Here is a 22,781-nt window from a genome sequence, read left to right on the forward strand (position 1 = left end):
CTGCTCCGCAGCCCCGCGCCTCAGCCCGCCGCCCGCTTCACCAGATCACCGATCCGCACCTCGTCGGCGGCGGTCAGCCGCGTGAGCGCGAACGCGGTCGGCCACATGGTTCCCTCGTCGAGCTCCGCCTTGTCATTGAAACCGAAGGTCGCGTACCGCGCGCCGAACTTCTGCGCGCTCTGGAAGAAACAGACGACCTTGCCGTCCCTGGCGTACGCGGGCATCCCGTACCAGAGCTTCGGTGCCAGGCCCGGCGCGCTCGCCTTCACGACGGTGTGGATCCGTTCCGCCATGACCCGGTCCCCGTCCTGCATCTCGGCGATCTTCGCGACCACGGCGGCCTCGTCCTCCGCCGCCTTGTCGGCACGCGAGGTGCGGCGCGCCGACGCCTTCACCTCCCGGGCGCGCTCCGTCATCGCCGCGCGCTCCTGGTCGGTGAACGTCTCGGTCTTCTCGGCGGCCGCGGGCGTACGAGCGGCGGTCCTCCGGGTGTCCTTCATGACGGCTCCTCCTGGTCGACGAGCGGTGGGTACATCTTCATCCAGGTGTCGGGGTGCGGCAGAGCCGCTGGCCCCGGGACGCGGACTCGCGTGCGCGGCCCGGGACCGGTGCCGTTCATCCCCACGCGCCGGCGATCTGACGGGTCGTGGCGTTGAGCCTGTTGAACAGGTTGGTCAGGCCGATCATCAGGACGATCGCGGCCAGCTGCTTCTCGTCGAAGTAGGTCGCGGCCGTGTCCCAGACCTCGTCGCTCACCGCGTCGGGGCGGTCGGCCAGTCGCGTCGCGGCCTCGGCCAGCGCGAGCGCCGCCCGCTCCTCGTCGGTGAAGTAGGGGGCCTCCCTCCACGCGGCGGCCGTGGCCAGCCGCTCGTCGCTCACACCGGCCTTGCGGGCCGTCTTTGCGCCGCCGTCGACACAGGCGCTGCACCCGTTGATCTGGCTGACCCGCAGATGCACCAGCTCCAGCGTCTGCGCGTCCACCCCACCGGAGTGCACGGCCTTGAAGAGCTGCTGGATGGGCTGCATCGCGTCGGAAAGGACGACGGCGGGGTTCTGCATACGGGACTGCATCTGGCATCTCTCCTCTGTCGGGCTGTGCCCCGTTCGGGCTGTTCCGGCGGGGCGTGATGCCATCTCAGCCCGGAAGGCTTGTCAGGACGACGGTCGTGGGACACCGTGGGACAGCCGAAACGGCCTTGAACAGGCACGATCCGGCCCGGACGAATTCCGCCGGGGCGGGACAGGGGGACGGGGAACAGTGGCCGAGTACGACAGCACGGCGGGCGGCGACCCGCAGGAGGAGCTGGCTGCCCGGCTCCGCCTGCTCCAGGAGCTGTCCAAGCGGGGCGTACGGGCCCTCGCACGGGACGCCGGACTCAGCTCGTCGTCGCTGTCCCGCTACCTCAGCGGCCGTACGGTCGCGCCCTGGCCCGCGGTCATCGCCCTGTGCCGCCTCGTCCAACGCGACCCCCGTCCCCTGCGCCCTCTGTGGGAACGCGCCGCCAACCCCCTTCCCGCTCCGCCGAGGACCAGCCGCCAGGTCCAGCCCCCGTCGCCGCCCGCCGGAGCGCCGCGCCCGCCCCGCAACGACCTTCCGCGTGACGTGCCCGACTTCACCGGCCGCGAGGCCCAGCTCGCGGCCGTACTCGACGGCGTCACCGGCAGCCGCGTGATCGCCGTCGACGGAATGGCGGGCGTCGGCAAGACCTGCCTCGCGGTGCACGCGGCGCACCGGCTCGCCGCCGACTACCCGGACGCCCAGCTCTACCTGGACCTGCACGGCTTCACCGAGGGCCGGCCGCCGCTCGACCCCGACCGTGCCCTGCGGACCCTGCTCGCCGCCCTCGACGTGCCCTCCGAGAAGGTCCCGCAGGAAGGCGGCGTCGAGGAGCTCTCCGCCTGCTGGCGGTCCGAACTCGCCCACCGGCGGGCCGTCCTGGTCCTCGACAACGCCGCCGACGCCGACCAGGTGCGCCCGCTGCTGCCCGGCGCCGGTCCCTCCGTCGCCCTGATCACCAGCCGCAACCGGCTGCTCGGCCTGGACGAGGTCCCGCCGGTGTCGCTGGACGTCCTGACCGGGCAGGAGAGCGCCGAACTGCTGGCCCGCGCCAGCGGCGAGACCGACGGCGCCGCGGGACGCCTGGCCCGGGACCCCGAGTCCACGGCCGAGGTGCTGCGTCTGTGCGGCCACCTGCCGCTGGCCCTGCGGCTGGCCGCGGCCCGGCTGCGGCACCGGCCGGGCTGGACCGTGGGCATCCTCGTCGAGCGGATGGCGGAGGGACCGAGCGAGTTCGACACCGCGTTCGCCATGTCCGTACGGCAGTTGGACCGCGCGAAGGCCCGACTGTTCCGCCTGCTGGGGCTGCTGCCGGGCTCGTCGTTCGACGAGCACGTGGCGGCGGCGCTGGCCGACGTTCCGCTGCGCGACGCCCGCGCGATGCTGGAGGACCTGCTGGACGCACACCTGGTCCAGCAGCCGGCGGCAGGCCGTTACCGCCTCCACGACCTGGTGCACCAGCACGCCCGCCGGGCCACCACGGAGCAGGACTCCCCGGCCGAACGGGACCGGGCCGTCATCCGGGTGCTCGACTACTACGTGCACGCGGCCGCCGCCGCGGATGCCGCGATGCCCTTCCCGTCCCTGAACCGCGAGGCCTCCGTGGACCGGCCGGCGGCCCAACTGCCGTACTTCACCGACAAGATCGAGGCCCTCATCTGGTTCGGCACCGAGTACCTGAACCTGCTGGCCGCCTTCGAGGCGGCGGAGAGCGCCGGGGCCGACCGTCACATGTGCGAACTGCCCCGTTTCATGCGGACGTACTTCGCCCGGCGCTGCGGCACCACGATGCTCAACGGACTCTTCGAGCGGTCCCTCGCCGCCGCACAACGCCTGGGCGAGCCCCTGCAACTGGCCGAGGCACACAGCGACCTGGGCTTCGCCCGCTACAACGCGGGCCGGATGGCGGAGGCGAGCGCGGCCTACGAGGCCGCAGGACTGTTGACGGCCCGGGCGACGGACGTCCGCGCTGAGGCCGAACTGGCCATGCGTCGAGGCTACTTGAGCTGGGACGCGGGGTACGTCGAGGAGCCGTTGGCGTTGTTCCGGCTGGCGGGAAAGCTGTACGCGGACGCCGGCTGCCCCATGGGCACCGCCCACGCGACCGCGTACGAGGCCTGGGCACTGCTCCAGCTGGGACACCGCGAGGAGGCGATACAACTGGCCCGCACGGCACTGGAGTTCCCGCACCCCGACGGAGCGTGGCCGCCCGCACTCCCGGCCTTGATCACCTTGGGCGTGGCCCTCGCCTGCGAGGACCCCGACGAGGCCGCCGATCACCTGCGCCGAGCGCTCGCGTCGTCCCGCGAGGACGGACACAAGCACAACGAGGCGTGGTGCCTGAACTGCCTGGGCGTCGCCCTGCGCCGGATGGGCCGCTACGAGGAGGCCCTGGCCAACCATGAGCGGGCCTTCGCCCTGCTGGACGAGCTGTTCGAGGACCACTGGAAGATCCACTTCCTGAACGCCTACGGCGAGACCTGCCGTCTGGCCGGCCTGCCCGACCGGGCCATGGACCTCCACCACCAGGCCTTGGACCTGGCCCCGAAGCTCGGCCACCGCCACGCCGAGGCACTGGCCCACGAGGGCATCGCGGCGATCCTCGACGGGGCGGACCCCACCGCGGCAGCCGAACACCGGGCGGCGGGGCGGGCGGTGCTGCCGGAGTCAGTACCGGGCGCCTGAGCGCGGGTGCGTCGAGGGCGCCGGGCGGCAAGCCGTCCAGGGCGGCACAGCGGTCAGGGCGCAGCACCTCGCTGCAGTGCGCGCGGCGCTGTCCCGGTGGGTGCGTACGGCGTGCTCCGGCCCGTCGCGCACCCTGGCCCCGGAAGGCGGGCGCGGTCGACCCGCCCGGCAGTCGACCCGGCCGAGGTGATCGTCACTGCGGCATGCGCAACCCCGCGATGAGGATCCCGACCAGTCGGCGCGGGTCGTAGTCGGGGTCGCTGTCCGCGCCGATGCAGAGGTTGCCGACTCCGCGCATCAATTCGATCGCCTCGATATCGGTGTGGATCTCGCCCGCGCCGACCGCGGCGTCGAGGAGTCGCGCGCACACGGGGACGAGGCGGTCGAGGAAGTACGTGTGCAGGGTGTCGAAGCCGGAGTTGTCCGACTGGAGCGCACCGGCGAGCCCGTGCTTGGTGACCAGGAAGTCCACGAAGAGGCTGATCCACTGCTCCAGCGCCGCGTGCGCGGTCGCGCTGTTCTCCAGCAGGGCGGGTCCCGCCTCGGCGCAGGCGTCGACCTGGTGCCGGAACACGGCGATGATCAGGTCCGCCCGGGTCGGGAAGTGGCGGTAGATCGTGCCCAGTCCGACCCCGGCCTCGGCGGCGATGTCGCGTACCGGCGCTTCCACGCCCTTGGTGACGAACACCGCGGCGGCCGCGTCGAGCAGGGTCTCCTTGTTGCGCCGGGCGTCCTTGCGCCGTGGGGTCGCGCGGCCTGTGCCGTCGTCGCTGTCGTTCACCGTGCCGCTTCCTCCGTCGCCGACCTTGCAAAAACGGAACAGTGTTCCGTATTGTTTCCGGAACGAGGTTCCGTTTGTCCATGATGGCAGAGCGGACCCCGGCGACCAAGCCGTGCCGAGCCATGCCCTTTCGCGCTTGCCGTACGGCTTCACCAGCTATGGAGGAACGCCCCATGCAGTACCGCACCCTGGGCCGCACCGGTGTACAGGTCAGCTCCCTCGCGCTCGGCGCGATGAACTTCGGCAGGATCGGCCGCACCACCCAGGCCGAGGCCACCGCCATCGTCGACGTCGCCCTGGAGGCCGGCGTCAATGTCATCGACACCGCCGACATGTACGGCGACGGCGAGTCGGAGGAGATGGTCGGCAAAGCCATCGCCGGCCGCCGTGACGACATCGTCCTGGCGACGAAGGCGGGAATGCCCATCGGCAACGAACGCAACCACCAGGGCAGTTCGCGCCGCTGGCTGGTCACCGAACTGGAAGCAAGCCTGCGCCGCCTCGGCGTCGACCACGTCGACCTGTACCAGATCCACCGCTGGGACCCGAACACCGGCGACGAGGAGACCCTCTCGGCCCTGACCGACCTCCAACGCGCGGGAAAGATCCGCTACTTCGGCTCCTCCACCTTCCCCGCCCACCGCATCGTCCAGGCCCAGTGGGCCGCGCGTGAGCACCACCTGAGCCGCTACGTCACCGAACAGCCCAGCTACTCCCTCCTCCAGCGCGGCATCGAGGCGCACGTGCTGCCCGTCACCCAGGAGTACGGCCTCGGCGTACTGGTGTGGAGCCCGCTGGCCTCGGGCTGGCTGTCCGGCGCGATCCGCGAGGGCCGGGACATCACCACCCACCGCTCGGCGTTGATGCCCGAACGCTTCGACACCGCCCTGCCCGCCAACCGGGCCAGGCTGGAGGCGGTGGAGCGGCTGACCGGGATCGCCGAAGAGGCCGGCCTCACCCTCATCCAGCTCGCGCTCGGCTTCGTGACCGCACACCCCGGCGTGACCAGCGCCCTCATCGGCCCTCGCACGACGGATCACCTGCACGCCCAACTCGCCGCGGCGGACACCGTCCTGACCGCCGACGTACTGGACGCGATCGACGAGGTCGTCGCGCCCGGCACGGACCTGGCGGCCCACGAGAAGTTCGACACCCCGCCCGCGCTCCTCGACCCGTCACTGCGCCGACGCTGACCGTCGCAGGCGAACGCCCCGGCGGTGGAACCGCAGGGAAGACCTCTTTCGGAACGGAACCCACAGCGCATGCCGAACCCACCCAGCTTCGGGATCATGACCGCCCCCATGAACGTCGGCTACGACGACATCCTGCGAGTCTGGCGCGAGGCGGACACCATCCCCGCCATCGAACACGCCTGGCTCTTCGACCACCTCATGCCGATCGGCGGCGACCCCGACGGTCCGGCCTACGAGGGCTGGACCCTCCTCGCGGCGCTCGCCGCCCAGACCCGGCGCCTGCGGCTCGGCGTCATGGTGACCAGCAACCGGTTCCGGCCACCCGCACTTCTGGCCAAGATCGCCACGACCGTCGACATCGTCTCCGGCGGCCGACTCGACTTCGGCATAGGCGTTGGCTCACGCCCCGACCACCCCCTGGCCAGGCGCGAGTACGAAGCCCACGGCCTGCCCTTCCACGACACCGCGCACGCGGTGGAAAGCCTCGACGAGGCCTGCACGGTGATACGCCGCCTGTGGACCGAGGAGAAACCCTTCGACGCTGAGGGCATCCACCACCCCCTCACCGGAGCCTTCGGCAACCCCAAACCGGTCCAGCGCCCGCACCCCCCGATCCTCATCGGGGGCCGCTCGTCCGCGACACTGCGCACAGCCGCCCGACACGCCGACCTGTGGAACATCCCCGGCGGTGACATCCACGACGCCGTCCGCCGCAGTGCCCTGCTGGACCGCTACTGCGAGGAGATCGGCCGCGACCCCGCCGAGATCACCCGCTCGATCCACATAGCGGTCTCCTACGACAGCCCCGACACCACCCGTGAGGCCATCACCGAAGCGACCGACGCCGGCTTCGGCCATGTCGTCCTCGGCCTCCCGGCGCCCTACCCCGCAGCCGTCGCCCACTGGGTCGCCGACGAACTCGTCGGTCCCTCGACCTGACCGACATCCGCCCGACGACATCCGCGCTCGCCTCAGGCGGGTCGTACGTCACTTCCAGTCGTAGGCGTAGGCCGCGACCCATGTGACGTCGAGCTGTGCACTGCTGCCGGGCGCCGCCCCGGGACCCTCCAGCGCGCTCTCGTTCTGGAGCACCCACGAAAGGGGCTCGTCCGGCACGTCACGGGTGTCGTGACCGGTCTGGCGGCCGTCGACGAAGAACCGGACGTTGCCCGGGGTCCACTCCGTGGAGACGGTGTGCCACCGCGTCCAGTCGTCGCTCCCCGGGAAGTAGCCCTGCTCGCCGCCACCGCACGGATGGTGGAAGGCGCTGAGGGTGCCGGTCCACTCCCCTTCGGGATGGTCCATTTCGCAGCCACCGCCGTAGTGCAGCCAGGCCGACTTGTACCCCGGAGCAAGCTTCGTGACCTTGATGCGTGCGCTGTACTTGCCGTACTTCATCTCCATCACCGCGCGCGGGACCAGCGCCGCGGAATGTACGGGACCCCCGTCGGCGGGCCGCCACATCCGTATGGACATCCTCCCGTCACCGTTCGCCGCGGGTCCGACGCTCACGGTGTCCTCCGGGTGGTAGACGCCCACCACGTCCCGCCCCCGGCTCTCGGCGGTGTCGGGCCAACCGGTCGGATACGCCCACCAGTTGTCGCGGTACTTGCCCTTGAGGCCCCCGCAGTGGGCGGCGGACGTGTCGACGTCGTGCGCGCAGTCGCTGAAGGAGCCCAGCGGCACCCGGTCACCGTTGAAGTCCTCGGCGAGGACCTGCCAGAACGGTCCGCAGTCACCGCGGGGCAGGTGGGCCGCGGTGCTGCGGCAGGCATCGGCCGACGGGGGTGCCGCGTCGGCCCGGGGGAGGCCCAGCAGGCCACCCGCCACGAGCAGAAGACCCGAGACCGTCACCAGGAATCGCCTGGGGTGGTGCGGCGCTGCGTGTGAACCCATCCCGGGGCTCCTTCAGGACCGGCGGCCGACGGCGTCCGCCCTTGCCGCGCGGGACATCGGAAAGGCCATGAACCGCGCCGGGCGGACTGCGCTTCGCGAAGGAACATCCTCACCCGTGGAACTCCACGGCGCCATCCCCCGTACAGGCCGTGAACCGGACGGCCCGCTCCGCAGCCGGCGTCGGACCGCGCCGTCCCGTCTCAGAACTCGCTGTCGATGCCGGTCACGACCGCCGCGCCCAACGGCGCCTCCTCCTCGGCCAGGCCGCTGTCCCGCAGCGCCCGGTAGACCAGCCGTACCGCTTCCGCCTCGGCCTCCGTGCGGTCGGCGGCCTCGACCTCGACCCGGGCGGCGAACATGCCGCCCTCCTCCACGGTCAGCAGACTCAGCTCCTCGCTCTCCCCGAGATCCGTGTTCCTGGGATCCTGCGGCCGAAGCCTGCGCCCGATGTCCGAACGGACGCTGTCGGGGACCTCTCGCAGGAATGTGCCGGGGACGGTGATGACGTAGGTGGTCACACGGGCTCCTTTCTCAGATCTTGTCCGGTTCCCCCGGAAGCCGATCGGAATCGGAGCCGGGGAGGAAGGTTCCAGATGTGGAGAAAACATGGTGCGCATGACGTTTCCCAGGAGTCGTCCCGGCATGGAGACGCCGGTCGCGGGTAAACGCGGCCAGGACAACCGGAATCCTGGGATGGGCGGACGATGACGACGTCGGTGACGACTGACACAGGTACGACACCTCCGAGATCGGGGTACCCCGCTCGGGACGCCAGGCAGCTGACGCGGCTGCTCCTGGACGAGCCTGCCGTACTGGAGGAAAGCATCGCCGAGTCACCGACCCGCGGCCCGGCCCGTGGCGCCGACGGACGCCCGCCCGTCTCCCCGCCCCTCGTCGAGGAACTGATCACGCGGTGAGAACCGCCGGCCCGGCAAGGGGCCGACGCCCAGGGATGGACAGCGTGTCCGCCGTGGTGCGCGACTGATGAGGATCGGATCGTCGATCTGCCCAAGCTCCGGACACGGCCCCTGGCCGACTCCGAAGGCAGACGACACGTATGGGGTGGGGAGGTCGGGACCGCAGTGATCTCGGGTACTGGGGCTGTCGAGTTGGTGCCGGAGGCCGGCGCCGGCGTCGAGTCGGCCTGGGAGCACTGGGAGCCGTCCGTTCTCCTCGTGGAGGACGATCCCGGCGACGCGGTGCTCGTCGAGGAGTTGGTCGCCGACGGCTCGGTGAAGATGCGGCTGCGCTGGGTGCGGTCGATGACCGAGGCCGCCGAGGTGCTCGCCACCGAGACACCCGACTGTGTCCTGCTCGACCTGCACCTGCCGGACGCCCATGGGCTCGAGGCGGTGTCCCTGGTCCAGGCACTGGCCGAACGTGTCGCGATCGTGGTCCTCACCGGACTGGCCGAGGAAGAGACCGGTCTCGCGGCCGTCGCGACCGGCGCACAGGACTACCTGGTCAAGGGCCGGGTCGAGCCCGAACTGTTCGGGCGCGCGGTGCGTTACGCGATCCAGCGCAAACAGACCGAACAGGCGGCGGTGGCCCTCCAGGCCGGCGCGCTGCAGGCACAGGAGAACGCCCGTCTGGAACGCGGACTCCTGCCCCGCCCCCTGCTGCGCGCCGAGGGCGTGCAGGTCGTGGCCCGCTACCGGCCGGGCCGGGCGCAGACGCTGCTGGGCGGCGACTTCTACGACATCGTGCAGAGCGCCGACGGCACCCTGCACGCGCTCATAGGCGACGTCTCCGGGCACGGCCCGGACGAAGCGGCCCTCGGCGTCGCCCTGCGGATCGCCTGGCGCACCCTCGTCCTCAGCGGGATCACCGGCGCGGAACAGATGGCCCGGCTGGAGGAACTACTGATGGCCGAACGAGCCGGTGACGAGGTCTTCGCCACCCTCGTGAGTCTGGCCGCCGTCCCGGGAGAACAGCAGGCCCACATCGTGAGAGCAGGCCACCACGGTCTGTTCCACCGCACCGGAACGGACGTGGAGTGGGTGGAGGTACCCGGCGGGCCGGCCCTCGGCATGGTCCCCGGCGGCGCGAGGTGGCCGATCGCGGAACTGCCCGTTCCCGCGGGCACATCGGTGGTGCTCTTCACGGACGGTCTGTTCGAGGGGCACGTGAGCCGGGGCCCGCAACGCCTCGGAGAGGAAGGCCTGCTGGCCCTCGCCCGGGAAGGTGCCGGTCTGGAACCGGAGGCTTTCGTGGACCGGCTGATCGAGAAGGCCGAGAGCCTGGCCGAGGCGCGGGGCGGCCTGGCGGACGATGTGGCCGTCGTCCATCTGAACTGGAACTGAGCGAGCGGGAACGTGGTGTCGGAGCACAGGGTGAGGCAAGTGACGGGCGCAGCGCGGATCGGACGCGGGCTGACGGTGCAGGGCTGGTTCTATCTGCTGCTGGCGGCCATGACGCTGCTGGTGGTGATCGGCAGTGTGGTCGGCGCGAGCCTGCTGGGCCGGACGGCACAGGTGAGCGATCAGCTCCTGCTGCGCGTCCAGCCCGCCCAGACCGAGGCCTACCGCCTCCAGGCGGCGCTGGTCAACCAGGAGACGGGCATCCGCGGTTACGCGATCACCGCCGACCGGCAGTTCCTCACCCCGTACACCCAGGGCAAACGGGACGAGGCGAACTCGGCCGACCGGCTGCGCGCGTTCATCGGTGACCGGCCCGAACTGCTGGCAGACCTCAGGGCGATCGAAAACCAGGCTGCCGATTGGCGCCGCACCTACGCCGAACCTCTCGCGGTCTCGGTCACCCCGGGCACGCCCAAGCCGTTGGACCAGCGCAAGGCCGATCAGGGCAAGAAGGAGTTCGACCGGCTGCGCACCCTGTGGAGCAGGCAGAGCACGCATCTGGCGCAGGCGGTGCAGGACGGTCGCTCCCACCTCGCCCATGAACGAACGGTGCGCAACTCCGTCCTGGGCGGCATGGTGGCGGTCTTCCTGCTCGCCGGACTCGCCAGCGCGGTGCTGGTCCGGATCCTGGTGACCCGTCCCCTCGAGGCACTCCGTACGGCGTCGAGGCGGGTGGCCGGCGGGGACTTCGCGCACGTCATCTCCGGAGGCGGTCCGGCCGACCTGATCGCCGTGTCCCGTGACGTCGAAGGCATGCGCAAGCGGGTCGTGGCCGAACTGCGCGCCTCGCAGGAGCAGGAAGAGGAGCTGACCCGGCAGGCCGCAGACCTGGACGAACAGGCCGTGGAGCTGCGCCGGTCCAATGCCGAACTGGAGCAGTTCGCCTACGTCGCCTCCCATGATCTGCAGGAGCCGCTGCGCAAGGTCGCCTCGTTCTGCCAGTTGCTGGAGAAGCGCTACGGCGACATCCTCGACGACCGCGGCCGACAGTACGTCGACTTCGCCGTCGACGGGGCCCGGCGCATGCAGGTCCTCATCAACGACCTGCTGACCTTCTCCCGGGTCGGACGTGTCAACGACGCCCGGGTGGCCGTCGGTCTCGGCCAGGCGCTGGACAAGGCACTGGCCAACCTCGGGACGGCCGTCGAGGAGTCCGGCGCCCGGATCGACCGACCCGAGCGGCTGCCCGAGGTCGTCGGGGACCCCACCCTGCTCACCATGCTCTGGCAGAACCTGGTCGGCAACGCCCTCAAGTTCCGTCACCCCGACCGCACTTCGCGCGTGACCATCACCTGCGACCCGGATCCCGACGAGCCCGACAGTCTGCTCATGACCGTCACGGACAACGGCATCGGCATTCCCGAGCAGTTCACGGAGAAGGTCTTCATCATCTTCCAGCGGCTGCACAGCCGGGATGCCTACGGCGGGACCGGCATCGGGCTGGCACTGTGCAAGAAGATCGTGGAACAACACGGTGGCAGGATCTGGATCGACACCGCTCACACGGACGGCACGCGCCTCTGCTTCGCCCTTCCGTCCATCGCCGAGACCCCGGAGGCGTCCGGCCTCGACACCGATGAGAAGGTTCTGACATGACGACCCCAGGCGCCAGCCCCATCGACGTGCTCCTCGTCGAGGACGACCCCGGCGACGAGCTGATGACCCGAGAGGCGTTCGAGGACAACAAGATCGGCAACACCCTCCATGTGGTGCGGGACGGAGAGGAGGCACTGGACTTCCTCTACCGACGTGGCGACCACACCGAGGCGCCCGAGCCCGACCTCATCCTGCTCGACCTCAACCTCCCCAAGTACGACGGCCGTCAGGTCCTGGAGAAGATCAAGTCCGACCCGGAGCTGTCCCACATCCCCGTCGTCGTCCTCACCACCTCCGCGGCCGAGGAGGACATCCTGCGCAGCTACCGGCTGCACGCCAACGCGTATGTCACCAAGCCGGTGGACCTGGACCAGTTCATCGCCGCGGTCCGCCAGATCGACGACTTCTTCGTCCAGGTCGTCCGTCTGCCACGGCACCCCTGAGGTCGCTGCCCGACCCGGTGGGCGGGGAGAGAGCCGGGCTCTGACGAGAGCGTCACGGGCCGCCCGCCAGGACCGGTAGCCGGAGACGAAAGCCTCCGTGACTCCGGCTGTTCCGGCCTGCCTCCAGCCAGACTGAACGCCCTCCTGAGCCGGTGGGCCGGGCGGTCCGCCGTACGTCCGCCTTGTCATGCACTCGCCATTCGGTGAGCGGGTCGCGACGCGCAGGCGAACTCCAGTCTCACTGAGACTCATTTGTTCGAAACTACGAACTTCCCGCGCGGTGGGTTACTGATCGCCTCGCGCACTGGTAGGAAACATTCCTAACAATCAGGTCTGGACCAACTCTCCACCCCCCACCCCGACTTGGAGTCTCCGTGGAACCTGACACAGTGCCCCCGGCCGCCCACACCTCCCGCCGCACTCTCCTGGCCATGATGGGAGCTGTGACCTGCGTCGGCGTGTTCAGCCCCGCCCGCGCCGCAGCGGCGTCCGCGGCCGCACCGGGCCTCGACGACCCCGCGAAGAAGGAGATAGCCATGAAGCTGGTGTCGAGCGCGGAGAACTCCACGCTCGACTGGAAGGCGCAGTACCAGTACATCGAGGACATCGGTGACGGCCGCGGCTACACCGCCGGCATCATCGGCTTCTGCTCCGGCACCGGAGACATGCTCGACCTCGTCGACCTGTACACCGACCGCAAGCCCGGCAACGTCCTTGCCAAGTACCTTCCGGCACTGCGCAGGGTCGACGGCACCGACTCGCACGACGGTCTCGACCCGCACTTCACCGAGGACTGGCGCAAAGCCGCGCGGGACGCGGCGTTCCAGCAGGCGCAGAACGACGAACGCGACCGTGTCTACTTCAACCCCGCCGTCAAGCAGGGCAAGACGGACGGTGTGCGCGCGCTCGGCCAGTTCGCCTACTACGACGCCATCGTCATGCACGGCAACGGCGGCGACGCGACCAGCTTCGGCAGCATCCGCCGGCGCGCCCTGCGCCAGGCCCAGCCCCCGGCCCAGGGCGGTGACGAGACGACGTACCTGAACGCCTTCCTCGACGCCCGGGTGTGGGCGATGAAGCAGGAGGAGGCGCACAGTGACACCAGCCGGGTCGACACCGCCCAGCGGGTCTTCCTGCGCCAGGGCAACCTCGACCTGAACCCGCCGCTGAACTGGAAGGTCTACGGGGACAGCTACCACATCGGCTGACCAGGGACCGGCACGGCGAGAGCGCCGTCCCTCGCCGTGCCGCCCCGATGCGGCGAAAACGCTCTCGGCGGAGCGTTTGCCGTCGAAGCGAGCGGTTACGCGATGTCCATGAGTGAATCGAACGAGCAGACGAACCAAGATTCCGCACCCGCCCGGGCCGCGGCGTCCAAGGCCCGGCGCAACACGGCCAAGGCCACCGCCCCGGCCGCCAAGGCGGCGGACGCGGTCGCCACGAAGACGGATGACGCCGCGTCAGCGGGCAAGAAGGTGACGGAGCGCACCGCGAGGACTGCGAGTGAGGCCGCGCACACCGCGGCCAAGAGCGTCGAGGCCGGCCGTCAGACCGTCATCGCCGCCTCGGGACAGGCCGCGGCCGTCGCCAAGACGGCCTGGACCGTGATCGCACAGCGCAAGCTCATCGCCGCGGGCGTGGGTGCGGGCCTGACGGTGCTGAGCGCGACGTCGTACGCGGTGGGTCACCGTGCGGGACGTCACACACACGGCCCGATCACCCGCTGGACCGGCGGCCGGATCTGACGGAGGAACAGCGGCCCCGGAGACGTTCTGTGGCGCGGTCGGCGAATTGACGGTCCGTCACCGACCCTGCGACAGCAGGTCGTTGAGACGTACACCCGTCGCCCAGCGCCGGAGAGCGGAACCGTCGAGCAGGCGGATCGTGCGCTCCCTCCGGGCCCACCGGATGTCGCGGGCGGTGAAGACGCCACGATGCACGACCAGGCGCAGATGCGCCTCCTGGTCGCCGCGGTGCGGGTGGGGATGCGGCAGGTCCTCGTCGGGGAGGGGTTCCGCCACCGGCCGGAAGGCCACGTCGATCCGATGGCCTGCCGCGTTCCGGGCGCACAGCCGCGGCCGGTCCGGGGCGGGCACCAGCCGCACCCGCCACCCGTCCCGGCGCAGCATCCGCGCCACCGCCAGAGCGAGGCCCTGAGTGTCCAGTTCGAGCAGTTCGCCCGCGGTGTAGTAGCCGAGGCGGCGGCGCGCGCCGGGACGAGCGCGACGGATCCCGGCCACGACGACCAGGGCCAGAAGAACGACCCCCCCGACCGGGACGACCACCCCGGCGGCGCGATACCCCGCGGTGAGCGCGGCGGCCGTCGAACACACGGCCGCCACCACACCCGCGAAGGCGGGCAGCACATCACGGAACCTGGGCCCGTAGAGCCCCTCCGCCCGCAGCCGGCGTACGAGGCGCCGCTTGCGTGATCGGCGCGAAGGGAGGAGGCCGGACGTCCGCGATAGGGGTGCCACAGCCTTGGTCCTCCCGGTGCCGTCCGCCTCCACCCGTCACTTCACGGATACCCAACAGGTGACCAAGTGCCGTGAAAGTAGGGCGGATTCGGCCACACGCCCCCCGGCGCACGGAAGCGTCGGGGGGCGTGTCGGCAGCCGTCCTGGTTCCCTTCTCCACCGGATGGCTTCGACCGGACCCGCCGATGCGTGCACGAGGGAGGTGTGCCACCGGCCACGTCAAGGATCTCGGCGGTGATCACCCGGTTTCGTGGACGTGAGCAAGGGCGAGGCTGGATTCCTCGGTGTCGGGGCACCCGAAAAGGGGGCAGTACTGCTGAACGGACGTGCCGCATGCCGACAGGGACCGCGGCTGACCAGCGAGGAGAGGAAGACATGGCAGGGCCGGAGGACACGGAGACCGTCGGGACGGGATCCCCTGGGGCCCCCACCGCGGGGCTGACCAGGGGGCTGGAAGCCGTCGGGACCGCGGCCTACGTCGTGGACGAAGAGGGCCGCGTCATCGCCGTCAACGCCCACGCCGAACAGCTGCTGGTCCGGCCCGCCGAAAGCTTCCTCGGCCACGACGCCCACGACCTGCTGCACCGGGACAGCCACGGCCACCCCCTGGCGCGGAGCCGGTGCGGCATGCGGCAGGCATTCCACGCCGGACGCACCGCCCAGGGCGAGGGGGAGTACTTCGAGTGCGGGGACGGCACTCTGCTGCCGGTCTCGTGGCTGATCACCCCGTACGACGTCGGCGGCCAGGAAGCCGGCACCCTCGTGCTCGTCCACGCCCAGCCGCCGCCGCAGACGGACCGGAAGACGGAGCCGGAGCCGGTGCCGGCGGCCGGAACCCTCACGGAACTCGAACGGCTCGCGCTGCTGGCCGAGACCACCACGCGACTGACCGCCACGCTCGATGTCGACGAAGCGCTGCGCCGGCTGGTGGCCCTTGTGGTCCCCCGCCTGGCGGACTGGGCCGTCATCGACCTCATCACCGAGCGCGACGAGGTGTGGCGTACCGCCGTCGTCCACGCCGAGGGCGGTACCACGGTGCACCACGAGGACCTTCAGGGGCCGATGCCACCGGTCCCGCAGGACTCGCCGATGCCCCTGTCCAGGGCCCTGCGCGGGGTCGCCTCCGCCCTGGCCGGCCCGCGGACCTACCGGCCCGAACCGGATTCCGGCATCGCGGTCGAACAGCGCCGGCTGTTCGAGGCGACCGGCATCCGCTCCGCCGCCATCGCTCCCATCCGCAGCACACGCGAGGTCCTGGGCGCGCTGACCCTGGGCCGTGCCAAGGACCAGGTGGACTTCACCCCCGAAGATCTGCCTCTCATCGAGGACATCGCCCGCCGCGCCGGCCTGGCCCTGGACAACGCGCGCCTCTACCAGCGTCAGCGCAAGGTCGCCGAAACCATGCAGAACCATCTGCTGCCCCAGATGCCGCGCGTACCCGGACTGCAGATGACGGCCCGCTACCTGCCCGCTCCCGACGCCTCACAGGTCGGCGGCGACTGGTACGACGCCTTCTCCCTGTCCGACGGCGCCACCGCACTGGCTGTCGGAGACGTCGTCGGCCACGACCTGGAGGCGGCGGCCGGTATGGCCCAGCTGCGCAACATGCTCCGCGCCTACGCCTGGGCGCACCAGGAACCGCCGAGCCGGATCGTCGAGCGGCTCGACGAGGCCGTCATGCACATCACCGACGTCACCATGGCCACGATGATCTTCGCCCGCGTGGAAGAGCGGGACGACGAGCACTGGGAACTGACCTGGACGAACGCCGGCCACCCGCCACCGCTGCTGATCAGCCACGACGGTCTGGCCCGCTACCTCACCGACGGCCACGGCATCCTCCTGGGCACCGGAGTCCGCACCCCCCGCACCGACGCGACCGCCCTGCTGCCGCCCGGGTCCACCCTGCTGCTGTACACCGACGGGCTGATCGAGGCACCGGGCCACACCCTCGACGAAGGCCTGCAGCGTCTGCACAGACACGCCGCCGCCCTCGCGCACCGCCCCCTGGCCTCCCTCACCGACCAGCTGCTGCGCCGGGTCCGGCACGTCACCAACGACGACGACGTGGCCCTCCTCGCCGTACGCACACCGAGTACGAGCTGACCAGGACAACCGGTCCGAGACCGGGGCCGCGCCCCCGCGTGGAGACCCTGCGCCATCTCGGCGACGGACAACCGTGATAGACAACGCCCGTGAAGCCACGGGCCACATGACCCCCCACCGCTCGACCACAGGACTTGGTGCCAGTGATTCTGAAGACCTTCCGCTGGGCGTTCGCGATCACCGCGCTCGGCCTGGCCGCAGCAGTGCTGTACGACGGCTGGGCCGCGTTCGGCATCGTGGCGATCCTGGCCGTGCTGGAGATCTCGCTGTCCTTCGACAACGCGGTGGTCAACGCCGGAGTCCTGAAGAAGATGAACGCCTTCTGGCAGAAGATCTTCCTCACCGTCGGCGTCCTCATCGCCGTCTTCGGCATGCGGCTGGTCTTCCCGGTCGTCATCGTCGCGATCACCGCGAAGCTCAATCCCTACGACGCGGTCCAGCTGGCCGTGACCGACAAACACCGTTACCAGGAGCTGGTCACCGACGCGCACCCGGCGATCGCCGCGTTCGGTGGCATGTTCCTGCTGATGATCTTCCTGGACTTCATCTTCGAGGACCGGGACATCCAGTGGCTGCGCTGGATCGAGCGGCCGCTGGCCAAGCTCGGCAAGGTCGACATGCTGTCGGTCTGCATCGCGCTCGTCGTCCTGCTGATCACCGCGTTCACCTTCGCGACCCACGCCCACCAGCACGGCGGCGCGCATGTCGACAAGGCGCAGACCGTGCTGATCTCCGGTGTCGCGGGTCTGATCACCTACCTGGTGGTCGGCGGTCTCTCCGGCTACTTCGAGGGCCGGCTCGACGAGGAGGAGGAACGCGAGGAGGAGGCCGAACGCGCCGGCGGGCAGGGTTCGGCGGTCAAGCTGGCCGGTCAGGCCGCGTTCTTCATGTTCCTGTACCTGGAGGTGCTGGACGCCTCGTTCTCCTTCGACGGTGTGATCGGCGCGTTCGCCATCACCAACGACATCGTGCTGATGGCGCTGGGCCTGGGAATCGGCGCGATGTACGTCCGTTCGCTGACCGTGTACCTGGTCCGCCAGGGCACCCTGGACGACTACGTCTACCTGGAACACGGCGCCCACTACGCGATCGGCGCGCTCGCGGTGATCCTCATGATCACCATCCAGTACGAGATCAACGAGATCATCACCGGCCTCGTCGGTGTCGTCCTGATCGGCTGGTCCTTCTGGTCCTCCGTGCGCCGCAACAACGCGCTCGCGGCCGCGGAAGGCACGAGGAAGACATCCGAGTCGGTCCCGATCCCGTAGCCCGGCCCGAGGACGTACACGAAACCCGTCACCGCCGTCATGACGGTGACGGGTCGGGGCATTCGACCGTGCATGAAGGCGATGCCGACACGGCGCCTCGTGCGCCTGATCACTGTGCTGGCGCTGCTGCCCCTCGCCGGGGCGTGCAGCGGCGATCACCAGGGGGAATCCGGCAGCCCACAGGAGGCGGGAGCACTCCGCGCGGAGCCGTCCGGTGAACACCTGCTGATCGCCACCGACAACGGCCTGCGGCTTCGCCCCGCCGACGGCCGCCGCGTCACCGTCGACGACCGCGTCGAAGGACACTGGTCCCACCGCGACAACGTCCGGACACTCGACCTGTCGTGCGACGACCGGAGCGACGGCGAGCACGACTGCCCCCGGATGCCCTACGTCGAAGTCCCCGACGGACTGAACATCACGGTCACCGCACGCAACGCCGGCGTCGACGTGGCGGGCGTGTCAGCCGCGCTGGACGTGACGACCGTCAACGGGGATGTGACAGTGACCCGTTCCGGGAACAGCCACACCAGCGTACGGCTGTCCACCCGCAACGGCTCGGTACGGGCGACGGCCCTGGACGCGCGGCGGCTGCACGCCGGGACGACCAACGGGGACGTGGCGCTGGGGTGCGCCACAGCGCCCACCCGCGTCACCGCGACGACCGTCAACGGCTCGGTCGGCATCACGGTCCCCTCCGACAGCCCCGCCTACCGGATCACCGCGACGACCGACAACGGCCGTGTCACGACCGCCGTGCCCACGAGCCGCCCCGACAGGGACCACGCCATGACGCTGACCACGGTCAACGGCGACGTCGACACCCGCCGGGACTGACCCCGCACACCGACGGTCCGCGATTACTGTCCCGGCGTGAGGACGTAGGTGTTGAGGGTGCCCACCGTGGTGAGCGGGGTGGGGGAGCCGAGGTCGTAGCGGTCGACGGAGAGGTAGTTCGGCTTCTTGCGGGCGGCGGGTGTGCAGAAGTTCTGCGCGCGGTTGAGGAGCTTGCCGTTGTCGGTCTCGGCAGTGGATCCGATGGTGTAGTCCCGGAAGTGGTTCATCACGAACAGCGGATGGAAGGCGGACGAGTCCGTGCTGAGCGGTCTGGCGGTGCCCCAGCGGCTGTAGCAGGACCAGTCGGAGCCGCCGATGCCGCCGCCCATGGACCAGTAGTTCTCCACGGTCCACTCGCGCTGGTACATCACGCCGAAGGTGTCACGGGTGGTCCAGCCGTTCGCGGTGTCGCTCGCCCGTGTCCGGTCGCTGAAGATCAGCAGCTGCTTGCCGCGGGCAGTCAGGTCGGCCATGGTGGGCCAGCCCGTGGTGGCAACGCCTTCCTGGTCGGGACGGTAGAGCACGTCGGAGAGACCGCTCACGGAGGCGAGGGAGGACTTCAGGACGTCGGAGGAGGCGTAGTCCTCCAGGAACACCGTGACGAACTGCCCCGGACTGGCCTTGAGGAAGTCGACCATGCGCTGGAGGTCCGTGGCGAGAGGGACGGGGCTGCTCACACCGTCGCAGCTGTTGTGGCAGAGCACCGCCCGGCCGGAGACGGTGTAGTCGTCGAGCATGAATCCGCGTACGCCGTCGGTCAGTTGGCGGCTGATGCCGTAGCTCTGGTTGGGGAACAGGCTGACCGGGAACGAGGCGAAGTTGCCGTCGGCGCCGTTGGCGAAGGCGTTGTGGGCCGTCAGGAAGGTGACCTGGTCGAGGGTGCGGCTGTCGGCGGAGGGCATCGCCGAGGTGGCGTAGGCGGCCGGGGTGAGGTACCAGCGGGCGAGATCGCCTGCGGAGCCGAGCTGAACGGCGCCGGAGTCCGAGGACGAGCCGGTGAGGTACTGCTCGGTGCCGGGAACGGCGACGGTGTATGTGCTGTTCGCGCCCGCGGTGATCGTCCAGGTGGTGCCGTCCGCACCGCAGGCGGCGGTGACCGCGGAGGCGCCGCTGCGGCCCAGGCAGGTGCCGGACTCGTCGGCGTTCCGGAGCTGATACCCGCCGCTGACCGGGACGGGGGTCCACTGCTGGTGGTCCTCGTTGCCTCTGGGGTTGTGCGCGGCGACGCTGCCGCCGCTGTCGGCCGCGTTGAGACCGGTGACGTAGTTCTGCAGGTAGACCTCGGAGACGGGGACCGCCGCCGAGGCAGTGCCCGGCAGCAGGACGGGTGCGGACAGGGCGAGGACGGCGGAGCAGCACAGGACGCGCAGAGGGCGCAGACGCACGGGGATTCCCTTCACTACGGCACGGGGGTGCCGATGACGACAGAGGCACGGAATACCCGGTGAGGCGGGTGGTGCGCCAGTCTTCGTGCGTGAATTCCTCGTACCCGCTTGGTATTTGACTGTTCGTCAGGTGTTTGGTGGCCCCTATGCCCGATTCGTCGACCTGGCCCGGGGCCGTCACTCCGAGCTGCGCAGCGCGTCCCAGGTGGTGTGCGTCACGATCCCGTCGGCGGACAGCCCCCGGTCGCCCTGGAAGGCCTCCACCGCGGTCTCGGTGCTCGCCTCGAAGTCACCGTCCACGCCGGTGCTTCCCACGCTGTATCCGCGCTTCGTCAGCATGCACTGGACCTGCTGGACGGGTTTGCCGGTGTCGCCGAGTTGTGTGGGTTTCTTGCCGGCGTAGTACGTGCATTCGGAGAGCCAGGGAGCGGTGTCGGTCACGGCGGACGGGCTGTCGGCGGACGGCGTGGGGGTGGGGGAGGTGCCCGGCGCGGTGCCGGGAGCGGCCGGGTCCTCCGACTGGGCGTCGGTGGAGCTCGAGGCCCCGGATCCCGGGGTGGAAGCGGTCTTGTCGGCGCGGCTCTCGGTCACGGCGCCGTCGACGTCCGTGCGGCTCTGCCCGCTCGTGGTGGGTGAGACCGGCGCGGGGGAGGCGTCTCCCGGCGCGCTTCCGACGGCTCGTGTCCCACCGGTCCCCGGAGAGGCGGTGGTGGGAGAGTCCTCACGGCTGAGCAGAAACGCTGTCGCGAGTACGGCACAAACCGAGACGCCCGCCACCGTCACCAGCAGCGGCTTTCTCCGGGACCGGGCGGGGACCGCAGCCGGGTCAGGCCGTCCCGACGGGTCCGGGTCCGGGTCGCCTGCCGCCTCCGCCGACGGCTCCACGACGGGCGGAGCGGGCTGGGCCACCGGCGCGGCCGGGACCGACGGCAGGGCGTCCCGGGGAGGTGGACCGACCATGTCCGCGACAGGCAGCTGATACAGGGCCTCGTACGCCCGCTGCCGGCCCAGCACCGTCCCGCCCAGCGGCTCCGGCCAGGCGGACGACACGGCGGGCGTCCCGGCCGCGTCGATCAGGTCCTGCGGGGTCGGCCGCCGTGCCGACTCCTTGTCCAGGCAGGCGGTCAGCAGGGCACCGAGGTCCGCGTCCGCCGCCGCGATCTCGGCGATCACCTCGGGGTTCGGCTCCTCGAACGCCACCCGGTGCATCACGTCGACACCGGTGCCGTCGCCGAACGGAGCACGTCCTGTCGTCGCGTAGACCAGCGTCCCGCCCAGCGCGAACACATCCGACGCGGTGTCGGACCGCCCCTCCCTCAGATGCTCGGGCGACATGTAGGCCGGGGTCCCCACCCGGTTGCCCGTACCGGTGATCGCGCTCGCGTCGGCCGCCTTGGAAATACCGAAGTCGATCACATGCGCGCCCCGGACGGACAGGAGCACGTTCGACGGTTTCAGGTCCCGGTGCACGATCCCCGCGACGGCGAGAGCGGAGAGCGCCTGCCCCAGCTCCGCCACCAGCCGCCAGACCGCGGCAGGCTCCAGGGGGCCGTGCTCCTGCACGGCTTCCGCCAGATCGAAGCCGGGCAGGTACTCCGTGGCCATCCACAGCACTTCGTCCTCGAAGCCCGTGCCGCACAGCCGCGGTGCGTGCGGTGTACGAAGGCGGTCGTGCACCGCCGCCTCGCGTTCGAAACGGCGCCGGAACCCGGGATCCTCCGCGTACTCCGGACGGATCACCTTCACCGCGACCAGGCCCGGACGGTCGTCCGTGAGACGTCCCAGGTAGACCCGCCCCATGCCACCGCTGCCGAGCAGCGCCACCGGCACGTAGGGGCCGACGCGCCGCGGGTCGCCGGGCCGCAATGGTGAGGCGCCGGTCTGCCGCAGCGCCGCGGCCGCGTCCTCCACCGGCATCGGCCGCTGTCCCGACAAGAAATCCCCCGAAGTCACTTTCGGCGCATACCAGTTCGCCCCCGAACGGAAGACGAGATTAACCCAACCCGCACATCTGTTCAGGAGATCTGCCACTTCCGTCACGCCGGTCACCGGGGTTGGCTGATTCTGCTTCTCCCGACCGAACTGCTCGCGTGGGGTGAGCTCAAGGTGCGGTCGGCCTGATCCGTTGCGGCGGCGGGTCCTGTCCGGCTCCGTCGGCCTCGATCTTTTCGACCAGCCCGGCGATCCTCGCCCTCTTCGCCCTGATCCCGCGTTCGATGAGCCGCAGATGCGTCGTCGACTCGGGCACAGCCGCCTCAAGCTCCGCCAACCGTCTCCGCTCGGCGGCCAGTTCGGCCCTGCGGCGCGCTGCACGGTCGGGTGGCGGCGGCGGTTTCAAGCCGTTGAAGACCACGTTGTACCGGGGACGCTCGGTCTGGACGGCCACCCGCTCGGCCGCCTCCGCGTCCTGCGGGTAGTCGATCCGGATCCCGATGACGTACGGCCCCCAGGGCTGGTCCCGCAGATGCGTGCGCACGCGCGTGAGTGGACAGGTCGATATACCGACATACAGCAGACCCTCCAGGCCGTACAGCCGGTACAGCGCCGTCCGGCCCGCGGTGTGCAGGCTGCCCTCCTCGTCGAACAGGCCACGCAGGAACTGTGCGTCCACGTCGGTCATGACGCGGCCTCCTTCGGACCGGCGGGGTCCGGGTCGCGCCGGTCCCTTCTCACGCTCCCACGCGGGTACGACATCGC

Annotated in this window: 21 protein-coding genes; 12 read left to right on the forward strand and 9 right to left on the reverse strand. The window is 70.6% G+C overall.

Going from position 1 to position 22,781, the window contains the following annotated elements; genetic code table 11:
* Positions 1-20 precede the first annotated feature (20 nt).
* Together ACFYRX_RS29815 and ACFYRX_RS29820 are read right to left on the reverse strand one after the other, a co-directional pair.
* Positions 21-500: an iron chaperone gene (locus ACFYRX_RS29815; protein WP_389106094.1), complete on the reverse strand. Its 480-nt coding sequence runs from the start codon at positions 498-500 to the stop codon at positions 21-23.
* A 115-nt stretch (positions 501-615) separates the two neighbouring features.
* On the reverse strand, positions 616-1,071 hold the full coding sequence (locus ACFYRX_RS29820) for a carboxymuconolactone decarboxylase family protein (RefSeq protein ID WP_389106097.1): 456 nt from the start codon (positions 1,069-1,071) through the stop codon (positions 616-618).
* A 187-nt stretch (positions 1,072-1,258) separates the two neighbouring features.
* Here ACFYRX_RS29820 and ACFYRX_RS29825 point away from each other — a divergent pair, with 187 nt between their 5' ends.
* On the forward strand, positions 1,259-3,742 hold the full coding sequence (locus ACFYRX_RS29825; RefSeq protein WP_389106099.1) for an ATP-binding protein: 2,484 nt from the start codon (positions 1,259-1,261) through the stop codon (positions 3,740-3,742).
* Positions 3,743-3,935: 193 nt separating this feature from the next.
* Here ACFYRX_RS29825 and ACFYRX_RS29830 read toward each other — a convergent pair whose 3' ends face one another.
* Positions 3,936-4,523 carry a TetR/AcrR family transcriptional regulator gene (locus ACFYRX_RS29830; protein WP_389106102.1) on the reverse strand — a complete coding sequence of 196 codons (588 nt, stop codon included), beginning with the start codon at positions 4,521-4,523 and terminating at the stop codon, positions 3,936-3,938.
* Between the two features lie 173 nt (positions 4,524-4,696).
* Here ACFYRX_RS29830 and ACFYRX_RS29835 point away from each other — a divergent pair, with 173 nt between their 5' ends.
* Positions 4,697-5,716, forward strand: a complete 1,020-nt coding sequence (locus tag ACFYRX_RS29835) for an aldo/keto reductase (RefSeq protein WP_389106105.1) — start codon at positions 4,697-4,699, stop codon at positions 5,714-5,716.
* A gap of 69 nt (positions 5,717-5,785) precedes the next feature.
* The gene (locus tag ACFYRX_RS29840; protein ID WP_389106108.1) at positions 5,786-6,655 is read left to right on the forward strand and encodes an LLM class flavin-dependent oxidoreductase; all 870 of its coding nucleotides are present in this window, start codon (positions 5,786-5,788) and stop codon (positions 6,653-6,655) included.
* A gap of 48 nt (positions 6,656-6,703) precedes the next feature.
* Here ACFYRX_RS29840 and ACFYRX_RS29845 read toward each other — a convergent pair whose 3' ends face one another.
* Both ACFYRX_RS29845 and ACFYRX_RS29850 read right to left on the reverse strand, forming a co-directional pair.
* Positions 6,704-7,612 (reverse strand): glycoside hydrolase family 16 protein, encoded by a 909-nt coding sequence (locus tag ACFYRX_RS29845; protein WP_389106110.1) that lies wholly within the window; start codon positions 7,610-7,612, stop codon positions 6,704-6,706.
* Between the two features lie 200 nt (positions 7,613-7,812).
* Entirely contained in the window at positions 7,813-8,130 is a 318-nt protein-coding gene (locus ACFYRX_RS29850; RefSeq protein ID WP_389106113.1) for a hypothetical protein, read from the reverse strand.
* A gap of 198 nt (positions 8,131-8,328) precedes the next feature.
* On the opposite strand from ACFYRX_RS29850, the gene ACFYRX_RS29855 reads away from it, so the two are divergent.
* From ACFYRX_RS29855 to ACFYRX_RS29880, 6 genes are all read left to right on the forward strand, one after another.
* Positions 8,329-8,529, forward strand: a complete 201-nt coding sequence (locus ACFYRX_RS29855) for a hypothetical protein (RefSeq protein ID WP_389106114.1) — start codon at positions 8,329-8,331, stop codon at positions 8,527-8,529.
* Positions 8,530-8,694: 165 nt separating this feature from the next.
* Positions 8,695-9,915, forward strand: a complete 1,221-nt coding sequence (locus ACFYRX_RS29860) for a PP2C family protein-serine/threonine phosphatase (protein ID WP_389106117.1) — start codon at positions 8,695-8,697, stop codon at positions 9,913-9,915.
* 39 nt (positions 9,916-9,954) lie between these two features.
* On the forward strand, positions 9,955-11,568 hold the full coding sequence (locus ACFYRX_RS29865; RefSeq protein ID WP_389106119.1) for a CHASE3 domain-containing protein: 1,614 nt from the start codon (positions 9,955-9,957) through the stop codon (positions 11,566-11,568).
* The gene (locus ACFYRX_RS29870) at positions 11,565-12,011 is read left to right on the forward strand and encodes a response regulator (protein WP_389106122.1); all 447 of its coding nucleotides are present in this window, start codon (positions 11,565-11,567) and stop codon (positions 12,009-12,011) included. The genes ACFYRX_RS29865 and ACFYRX_RS29870 overlap by 4 nt, the downstream gene beginning before the upstream one ends.
* A gap of 431 nt (positions 12,012-12,442) precedes the next feature.
* Complete coding sequence (locus tag ACFYRX_RS29875) at positions 12,443-13,219, forward strand: chitosanase (RefSeq protein WP_389106286.1); 777 nt, start codon at positions 12,443-12,445, stop codon at positions 13,217-13,219.
* 102 nt (positions 13,220-13,321) lie between these two features.
* Positions 13,322-13,756, forward strand: a complete 435-nt coding sequence (locus tag ACFYRX_RS29880) for a hypothetical protein (RefSeq protein ID WP_389106125.1) — start codon at positions 13,322-13,324, stop codon at positions 13,754-13,756.
* A gap of 57 nt (positions 13,757-13,813) precedes the next feature.
* On the opposite strand, the gene ACFYRX_RS29885 is transcribed toward ACFYRX_RS29880, so the two are convergent.
* Positions 13,814-14,488 carry a hypothetical protein gene (locus ACFYRX_RS29885; protein ID WP_389106128.1) on the reverse strand — a complete coding sequence of 225 codons (675 nt, stop codon included), beginning with the start codon at positions 14,486-14,488 and terminating at the stop codon, positions 13,814-13,816.
* Positions 14,489-14,863: 375 nt separating this feature from the next.
* On the opposite strand from ACFYRX_RS29885, the gene ACFYRX_RS29890 reads away from it, so the two are divergent.
* The 3 genes from ACFYRX_RS29890 (at position 14,864) to ACFYRX_RS29900 (ending at position 18,699) form a co-directional block, all read left to right on the forward strand.
* Entirely contained in the window at positions 14,864-16,594 is a 1,731-nt protein-coding gene (locus tag ACFYRX_RS29890; protein ID WP_389106131.1) for a SpoIIE family protein phosphatase, read from the forward strand.
* A gap of 143 nt (positions 16,595-16,737) precedes the next feature.
* Positions 16,738-17,862, forward strand: coding sequence for a DUF475 domain-containing protein (locus tag ACFYRX_RS29895; protein ID WP_389106134.1), 1,125 nt, complete (start codon positions 16,738-16,740; stop codon positions 17,860-17,862).
* A 99-nt stretch (positions 17,863-17,961) separates the two neighbouring features.
* The gene (locus ACFYRX_RS29900; protein WP_389106136.1) at positions 17,962-18,699 is read left to right on the forward strand and encodes a DUF4097 family beta strand repeat-containing protein; all 738 of its coding nucleotides are present in this window, start codon (positions 17,962-17,964) and stop codon (positions 18,697-18,699) included.
* Between the two features lie 23 nt (positions 18,700-18,722).
* Here ACFYRX_RS29900 and ACFYRX_RS29905 read toward each other — a convergent pair whose 3' ends face one another.
* From ACFYRX_RS29905 to ACFYRX_RS29915, 3 genes are all read right to left on the reverse strand, one after another.
* Complete coding sequence (locus ACFYRX_RS29905) at positions 18,723-20,090, reverse strand: RICIN domain-containing protein (protein WP_389106289.1); 1,368 nt, start codon at positions 20,088-20,090, stop codon at positions 18,723-18,725.
* A 171-nt stretch (positions 20,091-20,261) separates the two neighbouring features.
* Positions 20,262-22,001, reverse strand: a complete 1,740-nt coding sequence (locus tag ACFYRX_RS29910; protein ID WP_389106139.1) for a protein kinase — start codon at positions 21,999-22,001, stop codon at positions 20,262-20,264.
* A gap of 184 nt (positions 22,002-22,185) precedes the next feature.
* Positions 22,186-22,704 (reverse strand): GIY-YIG nuclease family protein, encoded by a 519-nt coding sequence (locus ACFYRX_RS29915; RefSeq protein ID WP_389106142.1) that lies wholly within the window; start codon positions 22,702-22,704, stop codon positions 22,186-22,188.
* Positions 22,705-22,781 lie beyond the last annotated feature (77 nt).

The sequence above is a fragment of the Streptomyces sp. NPDC005374 genome (assembly GCF_042872225.1).
Classification (GTDB): Bacteria; Actinomycetota; Actinomycetes; order Streptomycetales; family Streptomycetaceae; genus Streptomyces.